A 24,642-nucleotide genomic window follows, 5' to 3' on the forward strand; every position below is an offset into this window, starting at 1 on the left:
TTCGCCGGGCTGGCTGGTGCGTCCTGAACTGTACGCGAACTTTCGACTGGGAGTCCAATCCGTGTCCGCCGACCGCGGTGTTCCCCGTGATCACGGCGTTGTCCGGGGTCGGCAGGGTCTTGCGGGCGGGTTCGTGGTCGGGGCGATCCGTCCCGCTACCGTGTGCGGGTGCGGACGGACGGCTGGGCGCGGATGGGCGGGCGCGAGCTCCGGGGTGTCCTGGAGTCGGTGCCGGATGTCGTCGCGGAGCCCGAGCGTCTGCGCGTCCCTGGTCACTGGGCGCTGGTGGGGGAGTTCGACGGGCCGGTGCGGGCCTGGCGGTTCGCCGACGTAGCGCCGGTCGCGCCGAGTGCCGGCGTCTGGCGGGCACCCGGGCCGTGGACCGGCTCGCTGGACCGCGCGGGCTACGTCGACGGGGTGCGCCGGGTCCGGGACGCGATCCGCGAGGGCGAGGTCTACCAGGCGAATCTCTGCCGCGTGCTGTCGGCGCCGCTGCCCGGGGAGCCGGATGCGGCCGCTCTGGCCGACCGGCTTGCGGCGGGCAATCCCGCGCCCTACGCCGGGGCGATCCAGGTCCCCGGGCAGTGGGTGGTCAGCGCCTCGCCGGAGCTGTTCCTGCGGATCGAGGGCGACCGGGTGCGGTCGGCGCCGATCAAGGGCACCGCGCGCACCGCCGACGGCCTGACCGCCAAGGACCGGGCCGAGAACGTGATGATCACCGACCTGGTGCGCAACGACCTGCAGCGGGTGTGCCTGCCGGGCACGGTCCGCGTGGAGGAGCTGCTCGCGGTCGAGGAGCACCCGGGTCTGGTGCACCTGGTGTCGACGGTGGCGGGGGAACTGCGCACCGACGACTGGGCCGAGCTGCTCACCGCCACGTTCCCGCCCGGCTCGGTGTCCGGCGCGCCCAAGTCGTCGGCGTTGCGGGTGATCGCCGAGCTGGAGACCGCCCCGCGTGGGCCGTACTGCGGGCTGATCGGCTGGGCCGAGGTCGGTGCTGACGGGTCGCTGCGTGCGGAGCTGGCGGTGGGCATCCGCACGTTCTGGTGGGCGGACGACGTCCTGCGGTTCGGCACCGGCGCCGGGATCACCTGGGGCAGCGACCCCGAGGGCGAGTGGGACGAGACCGAGCTCAAGGCCGCCCGGCTGATCGGGCTGGCCTCGACCGAGGGGCAGCGATGATCGTCTGGGCGCACGGCAGACTGATCGATCCGGCGGACCCGGTGTACCCGGTGGCCGATCCGGTGCCGGCCCTCGGGCTCGGGCTGTTCGAGACCTGCGCGGTGCGGGACGGGGTGGTGCTCGCCCTGGACCGGCATCTGGCGCGGCTGGCGCGGTCCTCGGCGGCACTGGGGCTGCCGCTCGACCTGCCGGCGGTCCAGGACGCCGTGGCGGCGGTGCTCGCGGCATCCGGTGACGCCGGAGCGGGGTCCGGCTCCGGTCGGCTGCGGATCACCTGCGGATCGCCCGGCGGACCGGTCGTGGTCGCACAGCCAGCGCCTGACCGTCCGGCGCCGTCCGTCCGGCGCAGCCCGTGGGTCCGCAACGAGCGTTCCCCGCTGGCCGGGCACAAGTCCACCTCCTACGCCGCCGACGCCCTGGCGCTGGCGGAGGCTGCCCGGCACGGTGCGGACGAGGCGCTGCTGGCGGACACCCGGGGCCGGCTGAGCGAGGGCACCACCACGAACGTCTGGGTGGAGATCGACGGCACCCTTCTCACGCCGACACTGGACTGCGGCTGCCTGCCGGGGATCATGCGCGAACGGGTGCTGGAGTGGTCGGCGGCCGCGGGGTTGCCGGTGCGGGAAGCCGAGCTGCCGTGGTCCGTGCTCGACCGGGTCGTCGACGGCGAAGCCGGCCTGGCGGTCAGCAGTTCGCTGCGCGGCCTCGTGCCGGCGGTCGCCGTGGACGGCCGGCCGGTGGTGCGGACCCCGGTGATCGGCGCCGTCCAGGAGTTGGTGCGGCGACGACTCGCGCAGTAGGTCACCCGGCGGTCACCCGCACGCACAGGACGATGACCGACAGCGCGGCGAGTGCGAAGTCGACCCGGGCGACCCGGGCGAGGGGAGCTCCGCCCGCTCTGCCCGTACTCCACCACAGCACGAAGTACCCGGCCGTCGACATCGCCGAGACCGAGAGGGCCGCGATCTGGAGCGCCGGGACGAAGACGGCCACCAGCGCCAATGCCCCGACGAGACCGAACAACACCGCGCGATGCCGCATGAGCAGGAGCACACCGGGGTCATCGATCGTGACCCCGTAGAGTCGCGCCAGACCCGAGCGGCCGAGGACGCCGATCACTGGAAGGGCGTGGGCGACCGCACTCGCGAGCAGGGCGAGGGTGGTGAGGACAGTGGCCAGCATGTGGCGACGCTAAACCGCACCGGGCGCCGCCTGAGTGCAGTACCCAGTCGAAAGGTGTGCCGCCACTCAGGCGGTGAGCAGCGCCGCGATCAACGCGGTCAGCTCGCCTTCCATCCGGTCGCTCTCGGCGCCGATCGCCACCAGGTCCTCGGTGCGCGTGATGAAGTGCTCCACCGCGTCCGCCGGGGCGGCCAGCAGCGCGGAGCCCTCGATGCCGGTGAGGGAGATCAGGACGAACAGCGGGTCCTCGTCGCGCCAGACCTGCACGTCGCCGTTCCCGGCCGGGTCGTCGGCGTCCGCGAGCATGCCCTGGACCAGCAGGTCCCGGCCGATCAGCCACACCGAAGTGGACTGCGGACTGCTGAACACCGCCCGGACGGTGTAGGGGTCGCTGGCGCGGTAGGAGAGCTCGGCGGTCACCGGCAGCACGCTGGCGTCGGAGCTGATCAACTGCATCGCGACCGACTCGACCACGTCGTCACTGTGCTGGGCCATGGCGTCACCCCCTTTCGATGTCGATCCATCATGGCAGCCCTGACGGTGCCAGGCCGAGCGCAGACGCGCACTTTCACCCGGTGCGGCGAGTGCTTCACCCCGTCCGATTCCTCAACCGGCGACGAACTACGCAGAGGTGCGCGGCCGTGATCAGGCCGGACGCCGTGCCGGTTTTCGGTTTGGGTGCTTCGGACTGTATGGTCTTCCCAGCACCGGGCGATTGGCGCAGTGGTAGCGCGCTTCGTTCACACCGAAGAGGTCACTGGTTCGAACCCAGTATCGCCCACCCGTGCACGAAGGCCCCGGATCCCGTGGATCCGGGGCCTTCGTCGTGTCAGCCGGGGAACGGGGTCCGGGTCGGTAGCATCGGGGGTGGCCAGGCGCGCGAGGCGTCCGGTGTTCCGAAGCCGAGGAGATCCATCCGTGTCCGAGCACCTCACCCTCACCGTCGACGGCAGCCCGACCACCGCCGCGACCGGGACCACGGGGGCGGACCTGTTCTCCGACCGCAGGGACGTGGTCGTGGTCCGGGTGGACGGCGACCTGTGGGACCTGTCGCGTGCGCTGCCCGAGGGCGCGACCGTCGAGTCCGTGACCCTCGACTCCCCGGACGGCCTGAGCGTGCTCCGGCACTCCGCCGCCCACGTGCTGGCGCAGGCGGTGCAGGAGGTCAACCCGACCGCCAAGCTGGGCATCGGCCCGCCGGTGGTCGACGGCTTCTACTACGACTTCGACGTGGAGACCCCGTTCACCCCGGAGGACCTGCGCAAGCTGGAGAAGGTGATGGGCCGGATCGTCAAGGAGGGCCAGACCTTCCGCCGGGTCGAGGTCACCGACGACGAGGCGCGCGCCCTGGCCGCCGGCGAGCCGTACAAGCAGGAGCTGATCGGGCTGAAGTCCAGCGCCGACTCGGCGGCCGAGGGGGCCTCGGTCGAGGTCGGCGACGGCGGGTTGACCTACTACCAGAACGTGCGCGGCGCGGGCCGGGAGACCGAGACCGTGGTCTGGCAGGACCTGTGCCGCGGCCCGCACCTGCCCAGCACCAAGCTGCTCGGCAACGGCTTCCAGCTCACCCGGTCGGCGGCCGCCTATTGGCGCGGGTCGGAGAAGAACCCGCAGCTGCAGCGGATCTACGGCACCGCGTGGCCGACCAAGGACGAGCTGAAGGCGTACCTGGACCGGATCGCCGAGGCCGAGCGCCGCGACCACCGTCGGCTGGGCAACGAGCTGGACCTGTTCTCCTTCCCGGACGCGATCGGCTCCGGGCTGGCGGTGTTCCACCCCAAGGGCGGCATCATCCGGATGGAGATGGAGGAGTACTCGCGGCGCAAGCACGTCGAGGCGGGCTACTCCTTCGTCAACTCCCCGCACATCACCAAGCAGCAGCTGTTCGAGATCTCCGGGCACCTGGACTGGTATGCGGACGGCATGTACCCCCCGATGCAGCTGGACGAGGAGCGGGACGCCGACGGCAACGTCACCAAGCAGGGGCAGAACTACTACCTCAAGCCGATGAACTGCCCGATGCACAACCTGATCTTCGACTCCCGGGGCCGGTCGTACCGGGAGCTGCCGCTGCGGCTGTTCGAGTTCGGCACCGTCTACCGCTACGAGAAGTCCGGTGTGGTGCACGGCATGACCCGCGCCCGCGGCTTCACCCAGGACGACGCGCACATCTACTGCACCCGCGAGCAGATGAAGGAGGAGCTGACCAGCCTGCTCACCTTCGTGCTCGACCTGCTCAAGGACTACGGGCTCGACGACTTCTATCTGGAGCTCTCCACCCGGAACCCGGAGAAGTCCGTCGGTGAGGACTCCGCGTGGGAGGAGGCCACCGAGACCCTGCGCCAGGTGGCGACCGAGTCCGGCCTGGAGCTGGTCCCGGACCCGGGCGGCGCGGCGTTCTACGGCCCGAAGATCTCGGTGCAGGCCAAGGACGCGATCGGTCGGACCTGGCAGATGTCGACCATCCAGCTGGACTTCAACCTGCCGGAGCGGTTCGAGCTGGAGTACACCGCGCCCGACGGCACCCGGCAGCGGCCGGTGATGATCCACCGCGCGCTGTTCGGGTCGATCGAGCGGTTCTTCGCGGTGCTGACCGAGCACTACGCCGGGGCGTTCCCGGCCTGGCTGGCGCCGGTCCAGGTGCTCGCGGTGCCGGTGGCCGACGCCTTCGACGAGTACCTGACCGAGGTGGTCGCCCAGCTGCGCGCCCAGGGCATCCGGGCCGAGGTCGACCGCTCGGACGACCGGTTCGGCAAGAAGATCCGCAACGCCGCCACCCAGAAGATCCCGTTTGTGCTGATCGCCGGCGGCGAGGACGCAGAGGCCGGGGCGGTGTCCTTCCGGTTCCGGGACGGCAGTCAGGAGAACGGCGTCCCCGTGGCCGACGCGGTGCAGCGGATCGTGACCGCGGTCCGCGAGCACGCCCAGGTCTGAGCCGTGGGAGTCGAGGACGCCGCCGATCTGGCGGGCACCCCGGACGGCTTCGGTCGTCTGTGGGTGCCGCACCGGATGGCGTACATCGGCGGCGAGAACAAGGACGGCTGCCCGTTCTGCCGCGCACCCGGGCTCTCCGACGCCGACGGCCTGATCGTCGCGCGGGGGACCACCGCCTTCGTGCTGCTGAACCTGTACCCGTACAACGGCGGCCACGTCCTGGTCTGCCCGTACCGGCACGTCGCCGACTACACCGAACTGACCACGGACGAGGTCGCCGAGATCGCTGAGCTGACCCGGACCGCGATGACCGTGCTGCGCGAGGTCTCCGGCCCGGCCGGTTTCAACCTGGGGATGAACCAGGGAGCGATCGCCGGGGCGGGGATCGCCGCGCACCTGCACCAGCACGTCGTCCCCCGCTGGGCCGGCGACGCGAACTTCCTGCCGATCGTCGGTCAGACCCGGGCGCTGCCCGAGCTGCTGGCGGACACCCGGGACCGGCTCGCCGCCGCGTGGCCGGGCCGAGAGGACGACTGATGGACCGCCTACGGGGATTCGCCACCCGGTTCTTCACCCCGGTGGCCGACCGACTGCTGCGCTGGGGCGTGTCCCCGGACGCGGTGACCATCACCGGCACCGTGGTCGTGGTGCTGGCCGCCCTCCTGCTGCTGCCCACCGGCCACCTGCTGGCGGGCAGCCTGGTGATCACCGTCTTCGTCCTCACCGACTCGCTGGACGGCGTGATGGCCCGCCGGGCGGGGCGGTCGGGCACCTGGGGCGCGTTCCTGGACTCGACCCTGGACCGGTTCGCCGACGCCGCGATCTTCCTCGGTCTGACGCTGTGGTTCGCCGGCCGGGACGACGCGATCGGCGACTGGGGGCTCGGCCTCGCGCTGGCCTGCCTGGTGCTCGGGTCGATCGTGCCCTACGCCCGGGCCCGTGCCGAAGGGCTGGGCATGACCGCCAAGGTGGGGATCGCCGAGCGCGCCGACCGGCTGGTCGCGGTGCTGGTGGCAGTCTTCCTGGTCGGCGTGGGCCTGCCCGCCGTGGTGCTGATCGTCGTCCTCGGCCTGCTGGCCGTCGCGTCCCTGATCACCGTGGTGCAGCGGATGGCGACCGTCCGCGCCCAGTCGAGGGAGCAGGGGGCATGAGGCGTCCGGACGTCGCCCAGATCTACGCCACCGCCTGGCGGATCACCGGCAGGCTGCCCGACGGGCTGGTCCGCGGCACCTTTCGGCTGGTCGCGGACCTGACCTGGCTGCGCCGCGGGGAGGGCGTCCGCCGGCTGGAGTCGAACCTGCACCGGGTGCGCCCCGAGTTGGACCCGCAGGCGCTGCGGCGGCTGTCCCTGGCCGGGATGCGGTCGTACATGCGGTACTTCGGCGAGGCGTTCGCGCTGGTCGGGGTCAGCCCGGAACGGATCGACGCCCGGGTCCGGATGGACGGCGACCTGTCCGCCCTCGATCGGATGCGGGACGGCGAGATGGTCGTGATGGCGCTCGGCCACCTGGGCAACTGGGACCTCGCCGGCGCGTGGGCCACCCGCAATCTCGGTCGCACGCTGACCGTCGCCGAACGGTTGAAGCCCGAGGCGCTGTTCCAGGAGTTCCTGGCGTTCCGGGAGCGCCTGGGCCTGGAGATCATCGCGCTGTCCGGCGGCGGTGGCGGAGTGTTCCGGGAGCTGGTGCGCGGCATCCGCAAGGAGGGCGGCGGCCTGGTGCCGCTGCTGGCCGACCGCGACCTGACCTCGCGCGGGGTGGAGGTCGACCTGTTCGGCGAGCGCGCCCGGGTGGCCGCAGGTCCGGCGGCGTTGGCGATCTCGACCGGTGCACCGTTGTGCGCCGCGGTGATCCGGTATGAGCGGCTGCACGGCGAACGGCGCCGGGCCGCGGGCACCCCCTGGGGCATCGTGGTGGAGTTCTCCCCGGTGCTCACCCCCGACCCCGATCTGCCGAAGAAGGAGCGCGTCCCCGCGCTCACCCAGCAGTGGGTCGATCAGCTGGCCCTCGGCATCCGGCGGTACCCGCAGGACTGGCACATGCTGCAGCGGGTGTTCGTGGCCGATCTCGACCCCGAGCGCTACGCCCGCACCCTCGCGGAGGCCGGGGAGTGACCGCCGCCCTCGACGCGCTGCGTGCCCCCGACCGTCCGCTGCGGGTCGGTATCGTCTGCCCGTACTCCTTCGACGCGCCGGGCGGGGTCCAGTTCCACGTGCGCGACCTGGCCGAGGCGCTGATCGCCCGCGGGCACACCGTCGGCGTGCTCGCCCCGGCCGACGACGACACCCCGATCCCGGACTACATGACCTCCGCCGGACGGGCGGTGCCGGTGCGCTACAACGGATCGGTGGCTCGGCTGGCCTTCGGCCCGCTGACCGCCGCCCGGGTCCGGCGCTGGCTGGAGGCCGGGCAGTTCGACGTCCTGCACCTGCACGAGCCGATGAGCCCGTCGCTGTCCATGCTGGCGCTCTGGATCGCCGACGGGCCGGTGGTGGCGACCTTCCACTCCTCGCAGCAGCGGTCCCGGTCGTTGCAGGTCGCCTACCCGCTGGTCCGGCAGTCGCTGGAGAAGATCAGCGCCCGGATCGCGGTGTCCGAGGACGCGCGACGCACCCTGGTGGACCATCTGGGCGGCGACGCGGTGGTGATCCCGAACGGCGTGTACGTCCAGCACTTCGCGGACGCGCCCACCGACCCGCGCTGGACCGGCACCCCGGAGCGCCCGACGGTGGCGTTCCTCGGCCGGCTGGACGAGTCGCGCAAGGGATTGCCGGTGCTGCTGGCGGCGGTGCCCGCGGTGCGCAGGGCCTTCCCCGGCGTGCGGTTCCTGATCGCGGGCCGTGGCGACACGGGTCCGGACGAGGTGCGCGAGGTGATCGGGGACGACGCCGACGCGGTCGAGTTCCTCGGCGGGGTCAGTGACGAGGAGAAGGCCGCGCTGTTCCGCTCGGTCGATGTCTACGTCGCCCCGCAGACCGGCGGCGAGTCCTTCGGGATCGTGCTGGTCGAGGCGATGAGCGCGCACACCCCGGTGGTGGCGAGCGACCTCGGCGCGTTCCGGAGAGTGCTCGACGACGGCGCGGCGGGGGAGCTGTTCCGCACCGGGGACGGTGACGACCTGGCCCGGGCGCTGGTCGGTCTGCTCGGCGACCCGGCCCGGCGTGCCGAGCTGGCCGACCGCGGGTCCGCCGCGGTGACCCGGTACGACTGGTCGACCGTGACGCACCAGATCCTCACCGTGTTCGAGATGGCCGTGGAGAGCGGCCACGCGCCGGTGGGCGAGGACCCGTCCTCGGTGCGCGGCCGCCTGCGGCGCTGGCGGGGTGACGACCAATGACGTGGAGCGAGATCGCGGTCGTGGTGGTGACGGTCGTCCTGCTGATCGTCTGGTGGCTGTGGGTCACCGCGAACCGGATCGACCGGCTGCACCGCAAGGTCGCCGCCTCGCGTGCGGTGGTCGACACCCAGCTGCTGCGCCGGGCGTCCGCCGCGTCCACCCTGTCCGCCTCCGGGCTGCTCGACCCGGTCAGCTCGGTGCTGATCGGCGAGGCGGCCTGGGCGTCGATCAGCGCCGGGCGGCCGGACACCGGGGGGATCGCACCGCTGCCCGCCGGGATCGCCGCCCCCGCACCGGAGGCGGATCGCGGCCGGCTGGAGAGCGAGCTGTCCGCCACGCTGCGTGAGGTCCTGGACGACCCCGCGGAGGTGGCCGAGGTCCGGGAGGAACCCGGTGGCGCCGACCTGCTCGACGCGCTGGGCGACGCCTGGTACCGGGTGCAGCTGGCCCGGCGGTTCCACAACGAGGCCGTGGCCCAGGCGCAGCGGATGCGCCGGGGCTGGGCGGTCCGCACCTTCCGGCTGGCCGGTCGCGCGCCGATGCCGCAGACCCTGGAGCTGGACGACGCCTGGCCCTCGGCGCTGGGGGCCGCCGGTACCCCGCCGGAGTCCGCCTCCGCCTGAGATGGACAGGGACCCGGGCCGTCGCCGCTCGGGATTACGATGGCCGGACGCAAGCCGCTGACACCCCGATGAACTGCGAGGGCACCGTGACCGACAGCACCACCACCCCCACCTCCAGCGATGCCGTGGTCGGCACCGCCCGGGTGAAGCGCGGCATGGCCGAGATGCTCAAGGGCGGCGTGATCATGGACGTGGTCACGGCCGAGCAGGCCAAGATCGCCGAGGACGCCGGTGCGGTGGCCGTGATGGCACTGGAGCGGGTCCCCGCCGACATCCGCGCCCAGGGTGGCGTGGCCCGGATGAGCGACCCGGACCTGATCGACGGCATCGTCGAGGCGGTGTCCATCCCGGTGATGGCCAAGGCGCGGATCGGTCACTTCGTCGAGGCGCAGGTGCTGCAGGCGCTCGGGGTCGACTACATCGACGAGTCCGAGGTGCTCACCCCGGCCGACTACGCGCACCACATCGACAAGTGGCAGTTCACGGTGCCCTTCGTCTGCGGTGCGACCAACCTGGGCGAGGCGCTGCGCCGGATCACCGAGGGCGCGGCCATGATCCGGTCCAAGGGCGAGGCCGGCACCGGTGACGTGTCGAACGCCACCACGCACATGCGCACCCTCCGGGACGAGATCCGTCGGCTGTCCTCGCTGCCGGAGGACGAGCTCTTCCTGGCCGCCAAGGAGCTGCAGGCGCCCTACGAGCTGGTCGCGGAGATCGCCAGGAACGGCAAGCTGCCCGTCGTGCTGTTCACCGCGGGCGGGATCGCCACCCCGGCGGACGCCGCGATGATGATGCAGCTCGGTGCCGAGGGCGTGTTCGTCGGCTCGGGCATCTTCAAGTCCGGCAACCCGGCCGAGCGGGCCGCCGCGATCGTCAAGGCCACCACCTTCTACGACGACCCGGACGTGATCGCGAACGTCTCCCGCGGCCTGGGTGAGGCGATGGTCGGGATCAACGTCGACGACGTCCCGGTGCCGCACCGCCTGGCCGAGCGCGGCTGGTGAGCTCACCGGACCCCGGCGTCGGCCCGTCGATCCCCGTGGGGAGCGGCGGGCCGGTCCCGTCCCTGGGCCCGGACTGGCAGCCCGGACCCGACGGGCTGCCCTACCGTCGCGCGGCCCGGGTGCTGCTGCTGGACGAGGACGACCGGCTGCTGCTGGTCCGCGGACACGACGTCGACCAGCCGGAGCGCAGCTGGTGGTTCACGGTCGGCGGCGGCCTGGAGCCGGGGGAGTCGCCCCGGGAGGGTGCGGTGCGGGAGGTCTTCGAGGAGACCGGGCTGCGGCTCGATCCCGCGACCCTGCACGGCCCGGTGCTGACCCGGTCGGCGATCTTCGACTTCGTGGCGCAGCGCTGCCGCCAGGACGAGGAGATCTTCCTGGCCCGGATCCCCGGCGACGCAGTGCTGGGCACCGACGGGTGGACCGAGCTGGAGGTCGCCGTGCTGGACGAGATGCGCTGGTGGACGCTCGACGACCTGGCCGATGTCCGGATCGAGGTCTTCCCGGAGGGGCTCGCGGACCTGGTGCGTCCGCTGGTGCCCGGGTGGGACGGGATCACCCGGCACCTCGGTCTGCAGTACGACTGAACCGTACTGGTCGGTAACAAGTCGGGGTATCGTCGCCGGGTGCCGATCTCGACCTCTCCCGCGACCCGTATCCACCGCTCCGGCATCCGGACCCTGATGGAGCTCGCCATGCGCGACCCGGAGGCGATCCGGCTGGAGATCGGCGAGCCGGACGCCACCACCCCGGCGCACGTGATCGCGGCCGCGCACCGGGACGCGGCGGCCGGGCACACCGCCTACACCTCCAGCACCGGGGAGCCCGAGCTCCGAGCCGCCCTGGCCGAGAAGGTCCGCCGGGTGAACGGCCTGGACGTCGGTGCCGACGACGTCGTGGTGTCGCACGGCGCCATGCACGGCCTCGCGATGGCGATCAACGCGCTGGCCGGTCCGGGCGAGCAGATCCTGCTGCCGGATCCGGAGTTCCCGAACTGGCGGATGGCCGCGGTGGCCGCGAACGTCGAGGTCGGTACGTATCCGGCGCGGGCCGAGAACGGCTTCGTGCCGACCCTGGCCGACATCGAGGCCGCGATCACCCCGGCGACCAGGATCCTGGTGGTCTGCTCGCCGAACAACCCGACCGGGGCGATGTACCCCGCGGAGCTGCTGGCCGGTGTGGTCGAGCTGGCTCGGCGGTACGACCTGTGGGTGTTCTCGGACGAGTGCTACGAGGCGATCACCTTCGGCGCTCCGCACGTCAGCCCGGCGAGCTTCGACACCGACGACCGGGTGATCACCTTCTTCAGCTTCTCCAAGACCTACGCCATGACCGGCTGGCGGATCGGCTACGCCGTCTCGCGCAACGCGCACGTGATCGACCTGCTGGGCCAGGTCGCCGAGGCCACCGTCGCCTGCCCGTCCTCGGTGGGACAGCGGGCCGCCCTCGCCGCCGTCACCGGGCCGCAGGACGAGGTCGCCGTCGCCGTCGACTCCTACCGGGCCCGCCGGGACGCCGCGGTGGCGCTGCTGACCGAGCGTGGGATCGGCTGCGTCCGGCCGGAGGGCGCGTTCTACCTGATGGTCGACGTCTCGGGGGCGACCGGCGATTCCGAGGCCTTCGCGCTGCGGCTGCTGGACGAGCGGCACGTGTCGGTGTCGCCCGGCAGCGCCTTCGGTCCCGGCGGCGAGGGCATGGTCCGGGTCTCGCTGGCCGCCGAGCGCACCGGCCTGCTCGAGGGTCTCGACCGGCTCGCCGACCAGATCGACTCCTGGTCCGCCCTCGAGGTCCCGGACGCGGAGCCCGCCCAGGCCTGACCCGCCCGCGCCGAGTGCGCAGAAGTTGTCGCTCGAATCGCCCGAACCGGCTCGGTTTCTCCGTACTCGGCCGCTCGACCGGCGGGTTTGCGGGGATTCGTAGGATGTTCGGGTGACTGTGACGATCGGTGTGCTCGCTCTGCAGGGCGACGTGCGCGAACACCTGGCCGCTGTGACCGCCTCCGGTGCGACGGCGGTGCCGGTGCGCCGCGCCGCCGAGCTGGACGCGGTGGACGGGCTGGTGCTGCCGGGTGGGGAGTCGACCACGATCGACAAGCTGCTGCGTGCCTTCGACCTGGACGGTCCGATCCGGGACCGGCTGGCCGCGGGGATGCCCGCCTACGGCTCCTGCGCCGGGATGATCCTGCTCGCGGACCGGATCGAGGGCGGGATCGACGGGCAGCGCACCCTGGGCGGACTGGACGTGACCGTGCGCCGGAACGCCTTCGGGCGGCAGGTCGACTCCTTCGAGACCGACCTGCGGATCGAGGGCATCCCGGAGTCCGGGACCGACCCGGTGCACGCCGTGTTCATCCGCGCGCCGTGGGTCCAGGAGATCGGTCCGGCGGCCACGGCACTCGCACGCGTCGAATCCGGGCCCGCCGCCGGTAGGATCGTCGCGGTGCGCCAGGGCTCGTTGCTCGCCACGTCCTTCCATCCGGAGGTGACCGGCGACACGCGGGTGCACCGCTTGTTCGTGGAGATGGTCCGCGAAGAGAGACTGGGATCGAAGGGATAGGTCACCGATGTCGGGGCACTCCAAGTGGGCCACCACCAAGCACAAGAAGGCGGCGATCGACGCCAAGCGCGGCAAGCTCTTCGCCAAGCTGATCAAGAACATCGAGGTCGCGGCGCGCGTCGGTGGTGGCGACCCCGCGGGCAACCCGACCCTGGTCGACGCCATCCAGAAGGCGAAGAAGTCCTCGGTCCCGAACGACAACATCGACCGTGCGGTCAAGCGCGGCTCCGGCCTGGAGGCCGGCGGCGCCGACTACCAGACGATCATGTACGAGGGCTACGGCCCCGGCGGCGTCGCGGTGCTGGTCGAGTGCCTCACCGACAACCGGAACCGGGCCGCCTCCGACGTGCGGGTGGCCTTCACCCGTAACGGCGGGCAGATGGCCGACCCCGGTTCGGTGGCCTACGTCTTCTCCCGCAAGGGCGTCGTCATGGTCCCGACCGAGGGCACCGACGAGGACACCGTCACGATGGCGGTGCTCGACGCCGGTGCCGAGGACGTCACCCCGATGGGCGACTTCTTCGAGGTGCTGAGCGAGGCGACCGACCTGGTGGCGGTGCGCACGGCGCTGCAGGAGGCCGGGATCGACTACGACTCCGCCGACTCGGTGTTCTACCCGTCCACCCAGGTCGAGGTGGACGTCGAGGGCGCGCGCAAGATCCTGCGCCTGATCGACGCGCTGGAGGACTCGGACGACGTGCAGAACGTCTTCACCAACTTCGACGCCTCGGACGAGGTGATGGCCGCCCTCGACGAGGAGTGAGCCGATCGTCGACGCCCCGCTGCACCGTGCGGTGCGGCGGGGCGTCGCCATGTCCGGGCCCGTGGCTGAGAGACTGCGTGCCATGCGCGTCCTCGGCATCGATCCCGGTCTGACCCGCTGCGGCCTCGGCGTCGTGGACGGGCTGTCCGGTCGACGGGTCCGGATGGTGGCGGTGGGGGTGGCCCGCTCCGGCCCGGAGGAGGACATCGACCAGCGGCTGCTGCGGATCGGCGACCAGATCGACGTCTGGCTGGAGGAGCACGCCCCGGACACGGTGGCGATCGAGCGGATCTTCGCCCACGACAACCTGGACTCGGTGATCGGCGTCGCCCAGGTCACCGGCATCGCCATGCTGTCCGCGGCGCGGCGCCGGATCCCGGTCGCGCTGCACTCACCGAGCGAGGTGAAGGCGGCTGTCACCGGCAACGGCCGCGCCGACAAGCCGCAGGTGCAGCACATGGTCACCCGGCTGCTCCAGCTGACCGAGGTCCCCAAGCCTGCGGACGCTGCCGACGCACTGGCGATCGCGATCACCCATCTGTGGCGGCCCGGGGGAGCGGTGGGCGGACCGCAGCGCGCCCCCGGATCGATGACCGCGGCCCAGCGGGCCTGGGCGGAGGCGGAGCAGAAGGCCCGCCGGGTCCGCGCCTGAGCGCTGCGTGTCGTTCGTACACCTGTTCGCACCCGTGGCAGACTGCCCGGCAGTGGACCTGTTCGTGGACGGAAGGAACCCGGTGTGATCGCCTCGGTGCGCGGGACGGTGCTGACGGTGCGGCTGGACGCCGCGGTGGTCGAGGTCGGTGGGGTCGGGATGCTGGTCCAGGCCACGCCGACCACGCTGGCCGGGCTGCGGGTGGGGCACGAGGCGCGGCTCGCGACCTCGATGGTGGTCCGGGAGGACTCGCTCACCCTGTTCGGATTCGGCGACGACGACGAGCGCGACGTGTTCGAGGTGCTGCAGTCGGTGTCCGGCGTCGGTCCCCGGCTGGCGCTGGCCATGCTCGCGGTGCACACCCCGGACGGTCTGCGGCGCGCGGTCGCGACCGAGGACCTGGCCGCGCTGAAGCGGGTGCCGGGCATCGGCCAGAAGGGTGCCCAGCGGATCGTGCTGGAGCTCGGCGACCGACTCGGCGTCCCGACCGGCGACGGACTCGGCGGCGCCCACGCCCCGGCGAGGCCCACGGACCGGCGGGACGAGGTGGTCGAGGCGCTGGTCGGTCTGGGCTGGAACCTGAAGATCGCCCAGGACGCGGTGGACGCGGTGCTCGCCGACGGTGACGGCACCGTCGGGGCCGCCGACACCGCCGGAGTGCTGCGGGCCGCGCTGCGCGGCCTGGGGGCGCACCGTGGCTGAGGACGAGCTGGTGCCCGAGGACGACGGCGGTCAGTCGCTGGTCCGCTCGGGCGCCGACGACGTGGAGCGTGCGGCGGAGGCGGCGCTGCGGCCCCGGCATCTGGACGAGTTCGTCGGCCAGCCGGTGGTGCGCGAGCAGCTGTCGCTGGTGCTGCAGTCCGCGCTGTCCCGCGGCCGGACCCCGGACCACGTGCTGCTGTCCGGCCCGCCCGGGCTGGGCAAGACCACGCTGGCCATGATCATCGCGGCGGAGCTCGGCGCCTCGCTGCGGGTGTCCAGCGGCCCCGCGATCCAGCACGCCGGGGACCTGGCGGCGATCCTGTCCTCCCTGGAGGAGGGCGAGGTGCTGTTCCTGGACGAGATCCACCGCCTCGCCCGCCCCGCGGAGGAGCTGCTCTACGTCGCGATGGAGGACTTCCGGGTCGACGTGGTGGTGGGCAAGGGCGCCGGTGCCAGCGCGATCCCGCTGGCGCTGCCCCCGTTCACCGTGGTCGGCGCGACCACCCGGGCCGGTCTGCTGCCGGCCCCGTTGCGCGACCGGTTCGGCTTCACCGGGCACCTGGACTTCTACGCCGACGGCGAGCTGCAGCGGGTGCTGATGCGCTCCGCCGGCCTGCTGGGCGTCCCGCTTGACGTCGAGGCCGCCGCGGAGATCGCCTCGCGGTCCCGCGGGACCCCCCGGATCGCGAACCGGCTGCTGCGCCGGGTGCGCGACTGGGCGGAGGTGCGCGGCGACGGCCGGTTGAGCCTGGCCGCGGCCCGGGCGGCGCTGGAGGTCTACGAGGTCGACCACCGCGGCCTGGACCGTCTGGACCGGTCGGTGCTCACCGCGCTGTGCAGCCGGTTCGGCGGCGGACCGGTGGGACTGACCACCCTGGCGGTCGCGGTGGGCGAGGAACCGGAGACCGTGGAGACCGTCGCCGAGCCGTTCCTGTTCCGCGAGGGCCTGATCGCACGCACCCCGCGTGGCCGGGTCGCGACCGCGGACGGTTGGGCGCACCTGGGCCTGACCGCGCCGGTGCCGACCGGGACGCTGTTCGGCTGACCTGCGGTTCTCGGGCCCTCCGGGCGCTCCGGGCGTGCGCGCCGGGAACCCTCGCTGTCGTGCGGTCGTTAGGAGCCCCGGAGCCGTGGCGCCTAGACTGCGGCGGACGTCCTTCGTGAGGGAGCATTGTGGAACTGATCATCATCCTCGTCATCGGTGTCGCAGCCATGTGGTTCATGTCGAGCCGCACGCGCAAGCAGCAGCGTGAGGCGATGAGCTTCCGGGACAACCTGCAGCCCGGACAGGAAGTGATGACCGGTTCCGGTCTGTTCGGCACCGTGGTCTCCGTCGAGGGCGACGTCGTGACCCTGGAGTCCACCCCCGGCAACGAGAGCCGGTGGCTGAAGGCCGCGATCGCCAAGCTGGTGGACCCGCCGGTCGAGGACGAGGACGAGATCGAGGAGGACGCCGTCCCGGTCGACGGGGACGAGTTCTCCGCCACCGAGCCGGCCGCGACCATCGAGCCCTTCGGCGACGAGGACCGCAAGAACAAGAACTGATCACCTCCGGGTCCCCACACCGAACAGTCCGGGGCTCTACCATCCGTACCGCCCGCACTTCGCGGGCGGTACGCGCACGAGAGAAGAAGATCGTTGGCCCCTCCCACACGCCGCCGGCATCGCCCGGTGCGCACGCTGATCACGCTGGTGGTCCTGATCGTCGCCGTCTTCGCCGCGGTGTTCGCGGGCACGAAGTGGTCGGACGCGACCTGGACCCCCAAGCTCGCCCTCGACCTCGAGGGTGGCACCCAGCTGATCCTGGCGCCGAAGACCGAGGACAACTCCAGCGTCAGCTCGGAGACGATCCAGCAGGCGATCGAGGTCATCCGGCAGCGTGTGGACTCCTCCGGCGTCGCCGAGGCGGAGATCACCAGCCAGGGTGGGTCCAACATCGTCGTGGCGCTGCCCGGCAAGCCCAGTGAGGCCACGCTCGACCTGGTGCGGACCTCCGCCCAGATGGAGTTCCGCCCGGTGCTGACCTACGCGGACCCGACGCCGACCGCCACCGACGACGCGACCGCCGACCCGTCGGCCACCGCGGACCCGTCGGCCGGGGCCACGGTCTCCCCGGACGACACCGCCACCGCGGAGCCCACCGACGGCGCCACCGCGGAGAACTCCTCGGCCTCCACCGAGGCGGTGTTCCAGAACGCGGTCGCCACCTCCGGCGACACGGTGGTCCGGAACGCGTCGGCCACCGACGACCCGAGCGCGGAGCCCAGCGCCGAGGCGACCACCGGGACCGACACGACCGGTCCGGAGTCGCCCAGCGACATCGACTACTACGTCACCGAGGACGTGCTCGCCCGGTTCAACGCGCTGGACTGCACCGATCCGGACAACCTGACCGGTGGCGAGACCTCCGACCCGGACGCGGCGCTGGTCACCTGCGACCCGACCGGGACGATCAAGTACATCCTCGGCCCGGTGGAGATCACCGGTGACCACATCTCCAACGCCTCCTCCGGCATCGGCGTGAACTCGCAGGGCGTGTCCACCGGCCAGTGGGTGGTCAACCTGGAGTTCGACGGCACCGGCACCGACGAGTTCACGACCGTCACCACCCGGCTGCAGAGCCTGACCTCGCCGCAGAACCAGTTCGCGATCGTGCTCGACGGCCTGGTCATCTCGGCCCCGTCGCTGTCCAGCGGCACGATCATCTCGGACGGCAAGGCGGAGATCTCCGGCTCGTTCAACCGCGAGACCGCGACCACCCTGGCGAACCAGCTGAAGTTCGGCGCGCTGCCGATCTCCTTCGAGGTGCAGTCCCAGGAGCAGATCTCCGCGACCCTCGGTTCCGAGCAGCTGGAGAAGGGCCTGATCGCGGGCCTGATCGGTCTGCTGCTGGTGGTCATCTACTCGCTGTTCCAGTACCGCGCGCTGGGCTTCGTCACCGTGCTGTCGCTGGCGATCGCCGCCGTGCTCACCTACGGCGTGATCACGCTGCTGTCCTGGACCCAGGGCTACCGGCTCTCGTTGCCGGGTGTCGCCGGCCTGATCGTCGCGATCGGCATCACCGCGGACTCGTTCATCGTGTACTTCGAACGGATCCGGGACGAGCTGCGCGAGGGCCGGACCCTGGTCGCGGCCGTGGACCGTGGCTGGGAGCGCGCGCGCCGGACGATCATCGCCTCCGACGCGGTGAACTTCCTGGCCGCCGTCGTGCTGTACTTCCTGGCCGTCGGCTCGGTGCGTGGCTTCGCCTTCACCCTGGGCCTGACCACCCTGCTGGACCTGCTCATCGTGTTCGTGTTCACGCACCCGGTGATGCTGCTGATCGCCAAGACGAAGTTCTTCGGCAGCGGCCACCGTCTGTCCGGTCTGGACCCGCGCCGCCTGGGTGCCACCGGCGGCACCCGCTACGTCGGCCGCGGCCGGGTGGCCACCGGCCGTCGGGACGAGCCCGACGGCGACTCCGGTCTGACCACCGAGAACCCGCTGCTCGCCACCACGGTCGCCGGGGGCACCATCGCCGAGCGCCGGGCCGCGGCCAGGGCCGCCGCGGCGTCGACACCACCGGATGACCAGCCGCAGGACGGCAGCACCCCGGCCGAGCGCACCGAGGGGAACGACTGATGGCCGTCAACTTCGCCCAGTGGGGCAACGACCTCTACACCGGGCGCCGGTCGTACGACATCGTGGGTCGCCGGAAGTGGTGGTTCCTGGCTGCCGGGATCCTGGTGCTGCTCGCCGCGATCCTCCTGGTCAAGCCCGGTCTCCAGCTCGGCATCGAGTTCCGGGGCGGGTCCGAGTTCACCGTCTCCAACGTGAGCACCTCCGACCAGCAGCTCGCGACGGACGCCGTCGCCGAGGTCGCTCCGGACGAGGTGCCGCGGGTGACCAGCGTCGGCTCCAGCTCGATCCGGGTGCAGACCTCCGAGCTGACCAACGACCAGGTGGAGCAGGTGCGCACCGCCCTGGAGGACGCCTACGGGGTGTCCGAGGACGACGTGGCCTCCTCGTACATCGGACCGACCTGGGGCCAGGACGTGTCCAAGAAGGCCGGGACCAGCCTGGTCGTCTTCCTGGTGCTGCTCGCCATCGTGATGACGATCTACTTCCGCAACTGGCGGATGGCGGCGGCGGCGATCATCGCGCTGTTCCACGACATCGCGGTCACGGTCGGCGTCTACGCGCTGATCGGGTGGGAGGTCACCCCGGCGACGGTGATCGGCTTCCTCACCATCCTCGGCTACTCGGTCTACGACACCGTCGTGGTCTTCGACAAGGTCCGTGAGAACACCGTCGCGGTCACCGAGCAGAGCCGGTCCACCTACGAGGAGCGCGCGAACCTGGCGGTCAACCAGACCCTGGTCCGCTCGATCAACACCTCCGTGGTCGCCCTGCTCCCGGTCGCCGCGATCCTCTTCATCGGCGCGTTCGTGCTCGGGGCCGGGACGTTGCGCGACATCGCGCTCGCCCTGTTCGTCGGCATGTTCGTCGGCGCGTTCTCCTCGGTGTTCCTGGCCACCCCGCTGGAGGTGGCGTTCCGCCTTCGGGAGAAGGGGATCAAGGCGCACACCGCCAAGGTGCTCGCGGCGCGCACGTCCGCGGTCACCGAGCTCGCCGCCGACGGCACGACCGTCGTGGCCGCCGACGCCGTCCGTATGACCGGTCAGACCCGTCCGGGTTCCCATCAGGGCACCTCTGCCCAGCCGCGCCGGAAGGGCCGCTGAACACCTCATGAGCACGCAGAACCAGAACGACCAGCAGCTCGCCGACCGGATCGAGGCGTTGGTCCGGGACGTCCCGGACTACCCGACCCCCGGTGTGGTGTTCAAGGACATCACCCCGCTCCTGGCCGACGCCGCCGCCTTCGACGCGACGATCAAGGCCATGGCCCACGCCATCCCGGGTCCGATCGACCTGGTCGCCGGGATGGAGGCCCGTGGCTTCATCGTCGCGGCCCCGGTGGCGCAGGAGCTCGGCGCGGGCTTCATCCCGATCCGCAAGGCCGGGAAGCTGCCCGGCCCGGTCGCCCGCCGCGAGTACGAGCTGGAGTACGGCGCCGCTGCGGTGGAGGTCCACCCGTTCACCGTCCCCGCCGGCTCCCGGGTGCTGGTGGTCGACGACGTGCTCGCCACCGGCGGCACCGCCCTGGCGACCATCGAGCTGCTGCAGGAATGCGGGGCCGAGGTCGTGGGGTTGAGCTTCCTGATGGACCTGACGTTCCTGCCCGGTCGTGAGCGGCTGGCGGGGTATCCGGTGAACGCCCTGCTGAACGTGGGCTGAGCTCGCCGTAGAATCGTGCGATCGTCCATCCGGGACGGTGGCGCCCGGTCACGGGCCGACGGGAGGAGGGTGTGATGGCGGATTCCTTGCAGACCCCTGACGCCCGCGAGACCCCCGCGGTCACCGGCGCCACCGCGCGGGTGCGGCAGCGACTCGCACGGTTCGGTCAGGGCCGGGTCCCCGCGCAGACCGCGGCGATCGAGCCGCTGCTGCAGGCGGTCCGCACGAACCACCCGCGGGCCGAGCTCGGTCTGATCGAGCGCGCCTACGTCACCGCCGAGAAGGCGCACCGCGGGCAGCTGCGCAAGAGCGGCGACCCGTACATCACGCACCCGGTGGCGGTCGCGACCATCCTGGCCGAGCTCGGGATGACGCCGCCGACCCTCGCCGCGGCCCTGCTGCACGACACGGTCGAGGACACCGACTACTCGCTGGACCAGCTGCGCGCCGAGTACGGCCCGGAGATCGCCATGCTGGTCGACGGCGTGACCAAGCTGGACAAGGTCACCTACGGCGACGCCGCGCAGGCCGAGACCGTCCGCAAGATGGTGATCGCCATGTCCCGGGACATCCGGGTGCTGGTGATCAAGCTGGCCGACCGGCTGCACAACGCCCGCACCTGGAAGTTCGTGCCGGCGCACAAGGCCGAGGGCAAGGCGCGCGAGACCCTGGAGATCTACGCCCCGCTGGCGCACCGGCTGGGCATGAACACGATCAAGTGGGAGCTGGAGGACCTGTCCTTCGCCACGCTCTACCCGAAGGTCTACGACGAGATCGTGCACCTGGTGGCCGAGCGTGCCCCGGCCCGCGAGGAGTACCTCGCGATCGTCCGCGACCAGGTCGGCGGCGACCTGCGCACCGCGAAGATCAAGGCCACGGTCAGCGGTCGGCCGAAGCACTACTACTCGATCTACCAGAAGATGATCGTCCGCGGTCGCGACTTCGCGGACATCTACGACCTGGTCGGCGTGCGGGTCCTGGTGGACACCGTGCGGGACTGCTACGCGGCGCTCGGCACGCTGCACGCGCGATGGAACCCGGTCCCCGGCCGGTTCAAGGACTACATCGCGATGCCGAAGTTCAACCTGTACCAGTCGCTGCACACCACGGTGATCGGCCCCGGCGGCAAGCCGGTGGAGATCCAGATCCGCACCCACGACATGCACCGTCGTGCCGAGTACGGCGTGGCCGCGCACTGGAAGTACAAGGAGAACGCCAAGAACCAGGCCGGTGGCGACGACCCCGCCAACGCGGACATGACCTGGCTGCGACAGCTGGTCGACTGGCAGAAGGAGACCGCGGACCCCTCCGAGTTCCTCGACTCGCTGCGGTTCGAGATCGCGGACGGGGAGGTCTACGTCTTCACGCCCAAGGGCGACGTGATGGCGCTGGCCGCCGACGCGACCCCGGTGGACTTCGCGTACGCCGTGCACACCGAGGTCGGGCACCGGACGATGGGCGCCCGGGTCAACGGCCGGCTCGTCCCGCTGGACACCAAGCTGGAGAACGGCGACGTCGTGGAGGTCTTCACCTCCAAGTCGGAGACCGCCGGTCCGTCCCGGGACTGGCTCGGGTTCGTCACCAGCCCGCGTGCCCGGAACAAGATCCGGCAGTGGTTCACCAAGGAGCGCCGCGAGGAGGCCGTCGAGCACGGCAAGGACTCGATCGCCAAGGCGATGCGCAAGCAGAACCTGCCGATCCAGCGCCTGCTGTCGCACGAGGCCCTGGTCGGGCTCGCGAACGAGATGCGCTATGCCGACGTCTCCGCGCTGTACGCGGCGGTCGGCGAGGGGCAGGTCTCGGCCGCCTCGGTGGTGCAGAAGCTGGTGCAGGCGATGGGCGGGGAGCCCGGCACCGAGGAGGACATCGCCGAGACCGCGCGCCCGGGTCAGACCACCCGGCGGGTGCGCACCGGTGATCCCGGTGTCGTGGTCAAGGGCGTGGACGACATCTGGGTCAAGCTCGCGAAGTGCTGTACCCCGGTGCCCGGTGACGAGATCGTCGGGTTCATCACCCGGGGTGACGGCGTCAGCGTGCACCGCACCGACTGCATCAACGTGACCCAGCTGCGCGAACAGCCGGAGCGGATCGTCGACGTCGAGTGGACCACCGGCACCGGCAGCCTGTTCCTGGTGCAGATCCAGGTCGAGGCCCTGGACCGGTCCCGGCTGCTGTCCGACGTCACCCGCGTGCTGTCGGACAGCCACGTGAACATCCTGTCCGCCTCGGTCTCCACCTCCCGGGACCGGGTCGCGATGTCTCGGTTCGTGTTCGAGATGGCCGAGCCGTCGCACCTGGCGTCCGTGCTGTCCGCGGTGCGCAAGGTCGAGGGCGTGTTCGACGTCTACCGGATCACCGGCGCGAAGGCCGATCACCAGCCGATCAGCGGCTGACACCCCGGCGCCTCAGCGCAGCCGGCTCAACGCCTCGCGCAGCGTCCGGTCGCCTCGGAGCACGCCGCGCTGGCGACCGAGGCCCGCCAGCCGGTTCAGCGCCGCCCGCAGGTCGACCCCCTGCTCCGAGAGCCGCAGCAGGCGCGGCACCGCCGAGGCGGGTGCGGTGAAGCAGGCCAGGTCGACCGCCGTGCGCAGTGGCGTGGTGACCGCGACCCCGTCCACCTCCGCCCGGTCACGGGCCGGCAGGACCTGCTGATGCATCACCCGGCCCGGCAACCCCTGAGGCGGGTGCGTGCCGGGCGGCGAGATCAGGGCGAGCGCCGTCGGGCCGGGGCCGCCGACGTGCAGCCAGTAGGCGGTCGCGCCACCGAACAGCCACCCGCGGGGGAGTACGCCGGCGAGCGCGGCCGCCCGGTGGCGGGGTGTGGGCCGTCGGCGCACCGGCATGGCGACGCCGGGTGCGACCACCCGGAGCGCACCCTCGTGCACCAGGATCTGCCAGGCGATCGGATCGAGGTCGCCCGGCCGGAACAGGCCGTCGTCACGGGCGGCGGCGGGGGACGATGGGGGGATCAACGTGGTGAGAGACATGCCGCCACCCTGCGCCGGAGCGGGGGAGCGGACCAGGCCGTGAGCGCGGGACTGGGGACCACGGGCCGTTCTCTCCGGCTGTGGACGGACGAGGGGCCCGGGACGACCAGCGTCCCGGGCCCCTCGTCGTGCGGCGACCGGTCAGCCGCGCGACTCGTCCGCCGCGCGCTGGACCTGCTCCAGCCAAGCGCGCCGGGCGTCCAGGGCCGCCTGTGCCTCCGCGATCTTGCGCTCGTTGCCCGCTGCCTTGGCGGCGGTCAGGTCGTCCTCGAGCTGGGCGATGGCCTGCTCCAACTGGGCCGCCGCACCCTCTGCCCGGGCCCGGGTCTCCGGATTGGTCCGGCGCCACTCGGTCTGCTCGGCGTCGCGGATCGTGTTCTCCACGGCCCGCATCCTGCCCTCGACCCGCTGCATGTCGGCGCGCGGGACCTTGCCCGCCGCCTCCCAGCGGTCCTGGATCGACCGGATCGCCTGCTTGGCCGCGGACAGCCCGGCGGACACGTCGATCGCCTCCGCCTCGAGCAGCAGAGCCTCCTTGACCTCCAGGTTCGCGCGGTACTCCTCGTCGATCGCCGCGTTCAGCTCGTCGCGGGACTGGAAGAAGGTGTCCTGTGCGGCACGGAACCGGGCCCACAGCGCGTCGTCGTCCTGGCGGGACGCGCGGCCGGCCGCCTTCCACCGGGTCATCAGATCGCGGAACTTGCCCGCGGTCGGGCCCCATTCGGTGCTGCCGGACAGCGCCTCGGCCTCGGCGACCAGCTGCTCCTTCACCGTCTTGGCGGAGGCATTGCGGGTCTCCAGCTCGGCGAAGTAGTGCCGCCGCTCACGGTCGAACGTGGTGCGCGCGTGGCTGAACCGCTTCCACAGCGCCTCCTCGGTCGGCCGGTCGATGCGAGGGCCGGATCGCTGGGCGTCCTTCCACTGATCCAGCAGGGCGCGCAGCTGCTCGCCGGCCGGGCGCCACTGCATCCGGGACGGGTCGGTCGCGGCGATCTTCTCCGCCTGGTCGACGATCGCGGTCCGGGCCTCGATGGCCACCTGCTTGGCAGCGGCGCGCTCGGCCTCGACCTGGGCACGTCGCTCGGCGGCGACCGTGCGCAGCGCGTCCAGCCGGGTGCGCAGGGCGTCCAGGTCGCCGACCGCCGCGGGCTCGGTGAGCTCCTCGGTCAGCCGGGCCAGGGTCTGGTCGATCTCCTTCACGGCGAGGTCGGTCGCCTGAAGGCGTGCCTCGAAGACCGCGACCTTGGCCTGCAGGTCGAGGAAGCGACGCACGTAGAGGCCGAGCGCCTCCTCGGTGGACGCGCCGGGGAACTGGCCCACGGGCCGCTCACCGGTGGTCTCCCGCACGTAGACCGTGCCCTCCTCGTCCACCCGGCCGAAGCCCGCGGCGGCCTTGGCCTCCGCGGAGTCGTCGGGGACCGGGGTCGGGGCCACCGGAGTGGTCGGT

General features: G+C 72.1%; 25 protein-coding genes and 1 tRNA gene. 22 read left to right on the top strand and 4 right to left on the bottom strand.

Annotation, left to right across the window (positions count from 1 at the left end):
* The first annotated feature begins 192 nt into the window (after positions 1 to 192).
* A complete protein-coding gene (locus OGL89_RS07330; protein WP_263119282.1) occupies positions 193 to 1,182 on the top strand; it encodes an anthranilate synthase component I family protein in 990 nt (329 codons plus the stop codon).
* Positions 1,179 to 1,982 (top strand): aminotransferase class IV, encoded by an 804-nt coding sequence (locus OGL89_RS07335; protein ID WP_263119257.1) that lies wholly within the window; start codon positions 1,179 to 1,181, stop codon positions 1,980 to 1,982. Before OGL89_RS07330 ends, OGL89_RS07335 begins: the two co-directional genes overlap by 4 nt.
* Position 1,983: 1 nt before the next feature.
* On the opposite strand, the gene OGL89_RS07340 is transcribed toward OGL89_RS07335, so the two are convergent.
* Together OGL89_RS07340 and OGL89_RS07345 are read right to left on the bottom strand one after the other, a co-directional pair.
* A complete protein-coding gene (locus OGL89_RS07340) occupies positions 1,984 to 2,364 on the bottom strand; it encodes a hypothetical protein (RefSeq protein ID WP_263119258.1) in 381 nt (126 codons plus the stop codon).
* A 66-nt stretch (positions 2,365 to 2,430) separates the two neighbouring features.
* The gene (locus tag OGL89_RS07345; protein ID WP_263119259.1) at positions 2,431 to 2,859 is read right to left on the bottom strand and encodes an SsgA family sporulation/cell division regulator; all 429 of its coding nucleotides are present in this window, start codon (positions 2,857 to 2,859) and stop codon (positions 2,431 to 2,433) included.
* 214 nt (positions 2,860 to 3,073) lie between these two features.
* Between OGL89_RS07345 and OGL89_RS07350 the strand changes: the two genes are divergently transcribed.
* From OGL89_RS07350 to OGL89_RS07445, 20 genes are all read left to right on the top strand, one after another.
* Positions 3,074 to 3,145: transfer RNA gene (locus OGL89_RS07350), tRNA-Val, on the top strand.
* Between the two features lie 137 nt (positions 3,146 to 3,282).
* Positions 3,283 to 5,298: a threonine--tRNA ligase gene (gene thrS, locus OGL89_RS07355; protein ID WP_263119260.1), complete on the top strand. Its 2,016-nt coding sequence runs from the start codon at positions 3,283 to 3,285 to the stop codon at positions 5,296 to 5,298.
* Positions 5,299 to 5,301: 3 nt separating this feature from the next.
* Positions 5,302 to 5,835, top strand: coding sequence for an HIT domain-containing protein (locus tag OGL89_RS07360; protein WP_263119261.1), 534 nt, complete (start codon positions 5,302 to 5,304; stop codon positions 5,833 to 5,835).
* Positions 5,832 to 6,449 (top strand): phosphatidylinositol phosphate synthase, encoded by a 618-nt coding sequence (gene pgsA, locus OGL89_RS07365; protein WP_263119283.1) that lies wholly within the window; start codon positions 5,832 to 5,834, stop codon positions 6,447 to 6,449. The genes OGL89_RS07360 and pgsA overlap by 4 nt, the downstream gene beginning before the upstream one ends.
* Positions 6,446 to 7,411 (top strand): phosphatidylinositol mannoside acyltransferase, encoded by a 966-nt coding sequence (locus tag OGL89_RS07370; RefSeq protein ID WP_263119262.1) that lies wholly within the window; start codon positions 6,446 to 6,448, stop codon positions 7,409 to 7,411. The genes pgsA and OGL89_RS07370 overlap by 4 nt, the downstream gene beginning before the upstream one ends.
* Before the next feature lie 38 nt (positions 7,412 to 7,449).
* Entirely contained in the window at positions 7,450 to 8,634 is a 1,185-nt protein-coding gene (locus OGL89_RS07375) for a glycosyltransferase family 4 protein (protein ID WP_263119284.1), read from the top strand.
* Positions 8,631 to 9,257: a hypothetical protein gene (locus tag OGL89_RS07380; protein WP_263119263.1), complete on the top strand. Its 627-nt coding sequence runs from the start codon at positions 8,631 to 8,633 to the stop codon at positions 9,255 to 9,257. The genes OGL89_RS07375 and OGL89_RS07380 overlap by 4 nt, the downstream gene beginning before the upstream one ends.
* A gap of 86 nt (positions 9,258 to 9,343) precedes the next feature.
* Entirely contained in the window at positions 9,344 to 10,261 is a 918-nt protein-coding gene (gene pdxS, locus OGL89_RS07385; RefSeq protein ID WP_263119264.1) for a pyridoxal 5'-phosphate synthase lyase subunit PdxS, read from the top strand.
* Positions 10,258 to 10,845 carry an NUDIX domain-containing protein gene (locus OGL89_RS07390; RefSeq protein ID WP_263119265.1) on the top strand — a complete coding sequence of 196 codons (588 nt, stop codon included), beginning with the start codon at positions 10,258 to 10,260 and terminating at the stop codon, positions 10,843 to 10,845. The genes pdxS and OGL89_RS07390 overlap by 4 nt, the downstream gene beginning before the upstream one ends.
* Before the next feature lie 39 nt (positions 10,846 to 10,884).
* Positions 10,885 to 12,075: a pyridoxal phosphate-dependent aminotransferase gene (locus OGL89_RS07395; protein ID WP_263119266.1), complete on the top strand. Its 1,191-nt coding sequence runs from the start codon at positions 10,885 to 10,887 to the stop codon at positions 12,073 to 12,075.
* A gap of 112 nt (positions 12,076 to 12,187) precedes the next feature.
* Positions 12,188 to 12,814, top strand: coding sequence for a pyridoxal 5'-phosphate synthase glutaminase subunit PdxT (gene pdxT, locus OGL89_RS07400; RefSeq protein WP_263119267.1), 627 nt, complete (start codon positions 12,188 to 12,190; stop codon positions 12,812 to 12,814).
* A gap of 7 nt (positions 12,815 to 12,821) precedes the next feature.
* On the top strand, positions 12,822 to 13,577 hold the full coding sequence (locus tag OGL89_RS07405) for a YebC/PmpR family DNA-binding transcriptional regulator (RefSeq protein WP_263119268.1): 756 nt from the start codon (positions 12,822 to 12,824) through the stop codon (positions 13,575 to 13,577).
* 82 nt (positions 13,578 to 13,659) lie between these two features.
* Positions 13,660 to 14,229: a crossover junction endodeoxyribonuclease RuvC gene (gene ruvC / locus OGL89_RS07410; protein WP_263119269.1), complete on the top strand. Its 570-nt coding sequence runs from the start codon at positions 13,660 to 13,662 to the stop codon at positions 14,227 to 14,229.
* 84 nt (positions 14,230 to 14,313) lie between these two features.
* Positions 14,314 to 14,931: a Holliday junction branch migration protein RuvA gene (gene ruvA, locus OGL89_RS07415; RefSeq protein WP_263119270.1), complete on the top strand. Its 618-nt coding sequence runs from the start codon at positions 14,314 to 14,316 to the stop codon at positions 14,929 to 14,931.
* Positions 14,924 to 15,976: a Holliday junction branch migration DNA helicase RuvB gene (gene ruvB / locus OGL89_RS07420; RefSeq protein ID WP_263119271.1), complete on the top strand. Its 1,053-nt coding sequence runs from the start codon at positions 14,924 to 14,926 to the stop codon at positions 15,974 to 15,976. Before ruvA ends, ruvB begins: the two co-directional genes overlap by 8 nt.
* A 128-nt stretch (positions 15,977 to 16,104) precedes the next feature.
* Positions 16,105 to 16,476 carry a preprotein translocase subunit YajC gene (yajC, locus tag OGL89_RS07425; protein WP_263119272.1) on the top strand — a complete coding sequence of 124 codons (372 nt, stop codon included), beginning with the start codon at positions 16,105 to 16,107 and terminating at the stop codon, positions 16,474 to 16,476.
* 126 nt (positions 16,477 to 16,602) lie between these two features.
* Positions 16,603 to 18,552 carry a protein translocase subunit SecD gene (gene secD, locus OGL89_RS07430; RefSeq protein WP_263119273.1) on the top strand — a complete coding sequence of 650 codons (1,950 nt, stop codon included), beginning with the start codon at positions 16,603 to 16,605 and terminating at the stop codon, positions 18,550 to 18,552.
* Positions 18,552 to 19,652 carry a protein translocase subunit SecF gene (gene secF / locus OGL89_RS07435; protein WP_263119274.1) on the top strand — a complete coding sequence of 367 codons (1,101 nt, stop codon included), beginning with the start codon at positions 18,552 to 18,554 and terminating at the stop codon, positions 19,650 to 19,652. Before secD ends, secF begins: the two co-directional genes overlap by 1 nt.
* 7 nt (positions 19,653 to 19,659) lie before the next feature.
* Positions 19,660 to 20,208, top strand: a complete 549-nt coding sequence (locus tag OGL89_RS07440; RefSeq protein ID WP_263119275.1) for an adenine phosphoribosyltransferase — start codon at positions 19,660 to 19,662, stop codon at positions 20,206 to 20,208.
* A gap of 74 nt (positions 20,209 to 20,282) precedes the next feature.
* On the top strand, positions 20,283 to 22,601 hold the full coding sequence (locus OGL89_RS07445) for a bifunctional (p)ppGpp synthetase/guanosine-3',5'-bis(diphosphate) 3'-pyrophosphohydrolase (RefSeq protein ID WP_263119276.1): 2,319 nt from the start codon (positions 20,283 to 20,285) through the stop codon (positions 22,599 to 22,601).
* Between the two features lie 12 nt (positions 22,602 to 22,613).
* On the opposite strand, the gene OGL89_RS07450 is transcribed toward OGL89_RS07445, so the two are convergent.
* Positions 22,614 to 23,195 (bottom strand): hypothetical protein, encoded by a 582-nt coding sequence (locus tag OGL89_RS07450; RefSeq protein ID WP_263119277.1) that lies wholly within the window; start codon positions 23,193 to 23,195, stop codon positions 22,614 to 22,616.
* A gap of 141 nt (positions 23,196 to 23,336) precedes the next feature.
* Positions 23,337 to 24,642 (bottom strand): DUF349 domain-containing protein (locus OGL89_RS07455; RefSeq protein WP_263119278.1); only part of this gene is annotated, 1,306 nt, incomplete at its 5' end.

This window comes from Cellulomonas sp. RIT-PI-Y (assembly GCF_025642745.1).
Classification (GTDB): domain Bacteria; phylum Actinomycetota; class Actinomycetes; order Actinomycetales; family Cellulomonadaceae; genus Cellulomonas.

Bases quoted from the DNA above. Each gene is read 5' to 3' on its own strand.
- OGL89_RS07345 (WP_263119259.1), bottom strand. From the start codon at position 2,859: ATGGCCCAGCACAGTGACGACGTGGTCGAGTCGGTCGCGATGCAGTTG.
- OGL89_RS07450 (WP_263119277.1), bottom strand. From the start codon at position 23,195: ATGTCTCTCACCACGTTGATCCCCCCATCGTCCCCCGCCGCCGCCCGT.
- OGL89_RS07440 (WP_263119275.1), top strand. From the start codon at position 19,660: ATGAGCACGCAGAACCAGAACGACCAGCAGCTCGCCGACCGGATCGAG.
- secF (WP_263119274.1), top strand. From the start codon at position 18,552: ATGGCCGTCAACTTCGCCCAGTGGGGCAACGACCTCTACACCGGGCGC.
- OGL89_RS07330 (WP_263119282.1), top strand. From the start codon at position 193: ATGGGCGGGCGCGAGCTCCGGGGTGTCCTGGAGTCGGTGCCGGATGTC.
- ruvC (WP_263119269.1), top strand. From the start codon at position 13,660: ATGCGCGTCCTCGGCATCGATCCCGGTCTGACCCGCTGCGGCCTCGGC.
- OGL89_RS07335 (WP_263119257.1), top strand. From the start codon at position 1,179: ATGATCGTCTGGGCGCACGGCAGACTGATCGATCCGGCGGACCCGGTG.
- OGL89_RS07445 (WP_263119276.1), top strand. From the start codon at position 20,283: ATGGCGGATTCCTTGCAGACCCCTGACGCCCGCGAGACCCCCGCGGTC.
- OGL89_RS07370 (WP_263119262.1), top strand. From the start codon at position 6,446: ATGAGGCGTCCGGACGTCGCCCAGATCTACGCCACCGCCTGGCGGATC.
- OGL89_RS07405 (WP_263119268.1), top strand. From the start codon at position 12,822: ATGTCGGGGCACTCCAAGTGGGCCACCACCAAGCACAAGAAGGCGGCG.
- OGL89_RS07340 (WP_263119258.1), bottom strand. From the start codon at position 2,364: ATGCTGGCCACTGTCCTCACCACCCTCGCCCTGCTCGCGAGTGCGGTC.
- OGL89_RS07380 (WP_263119263.1), top strand. From the start codon at position 8,631: ATGACGTGGAGCGAGATCGCGGTCGTGGTGGTGACGGTCGTCCTGCTG.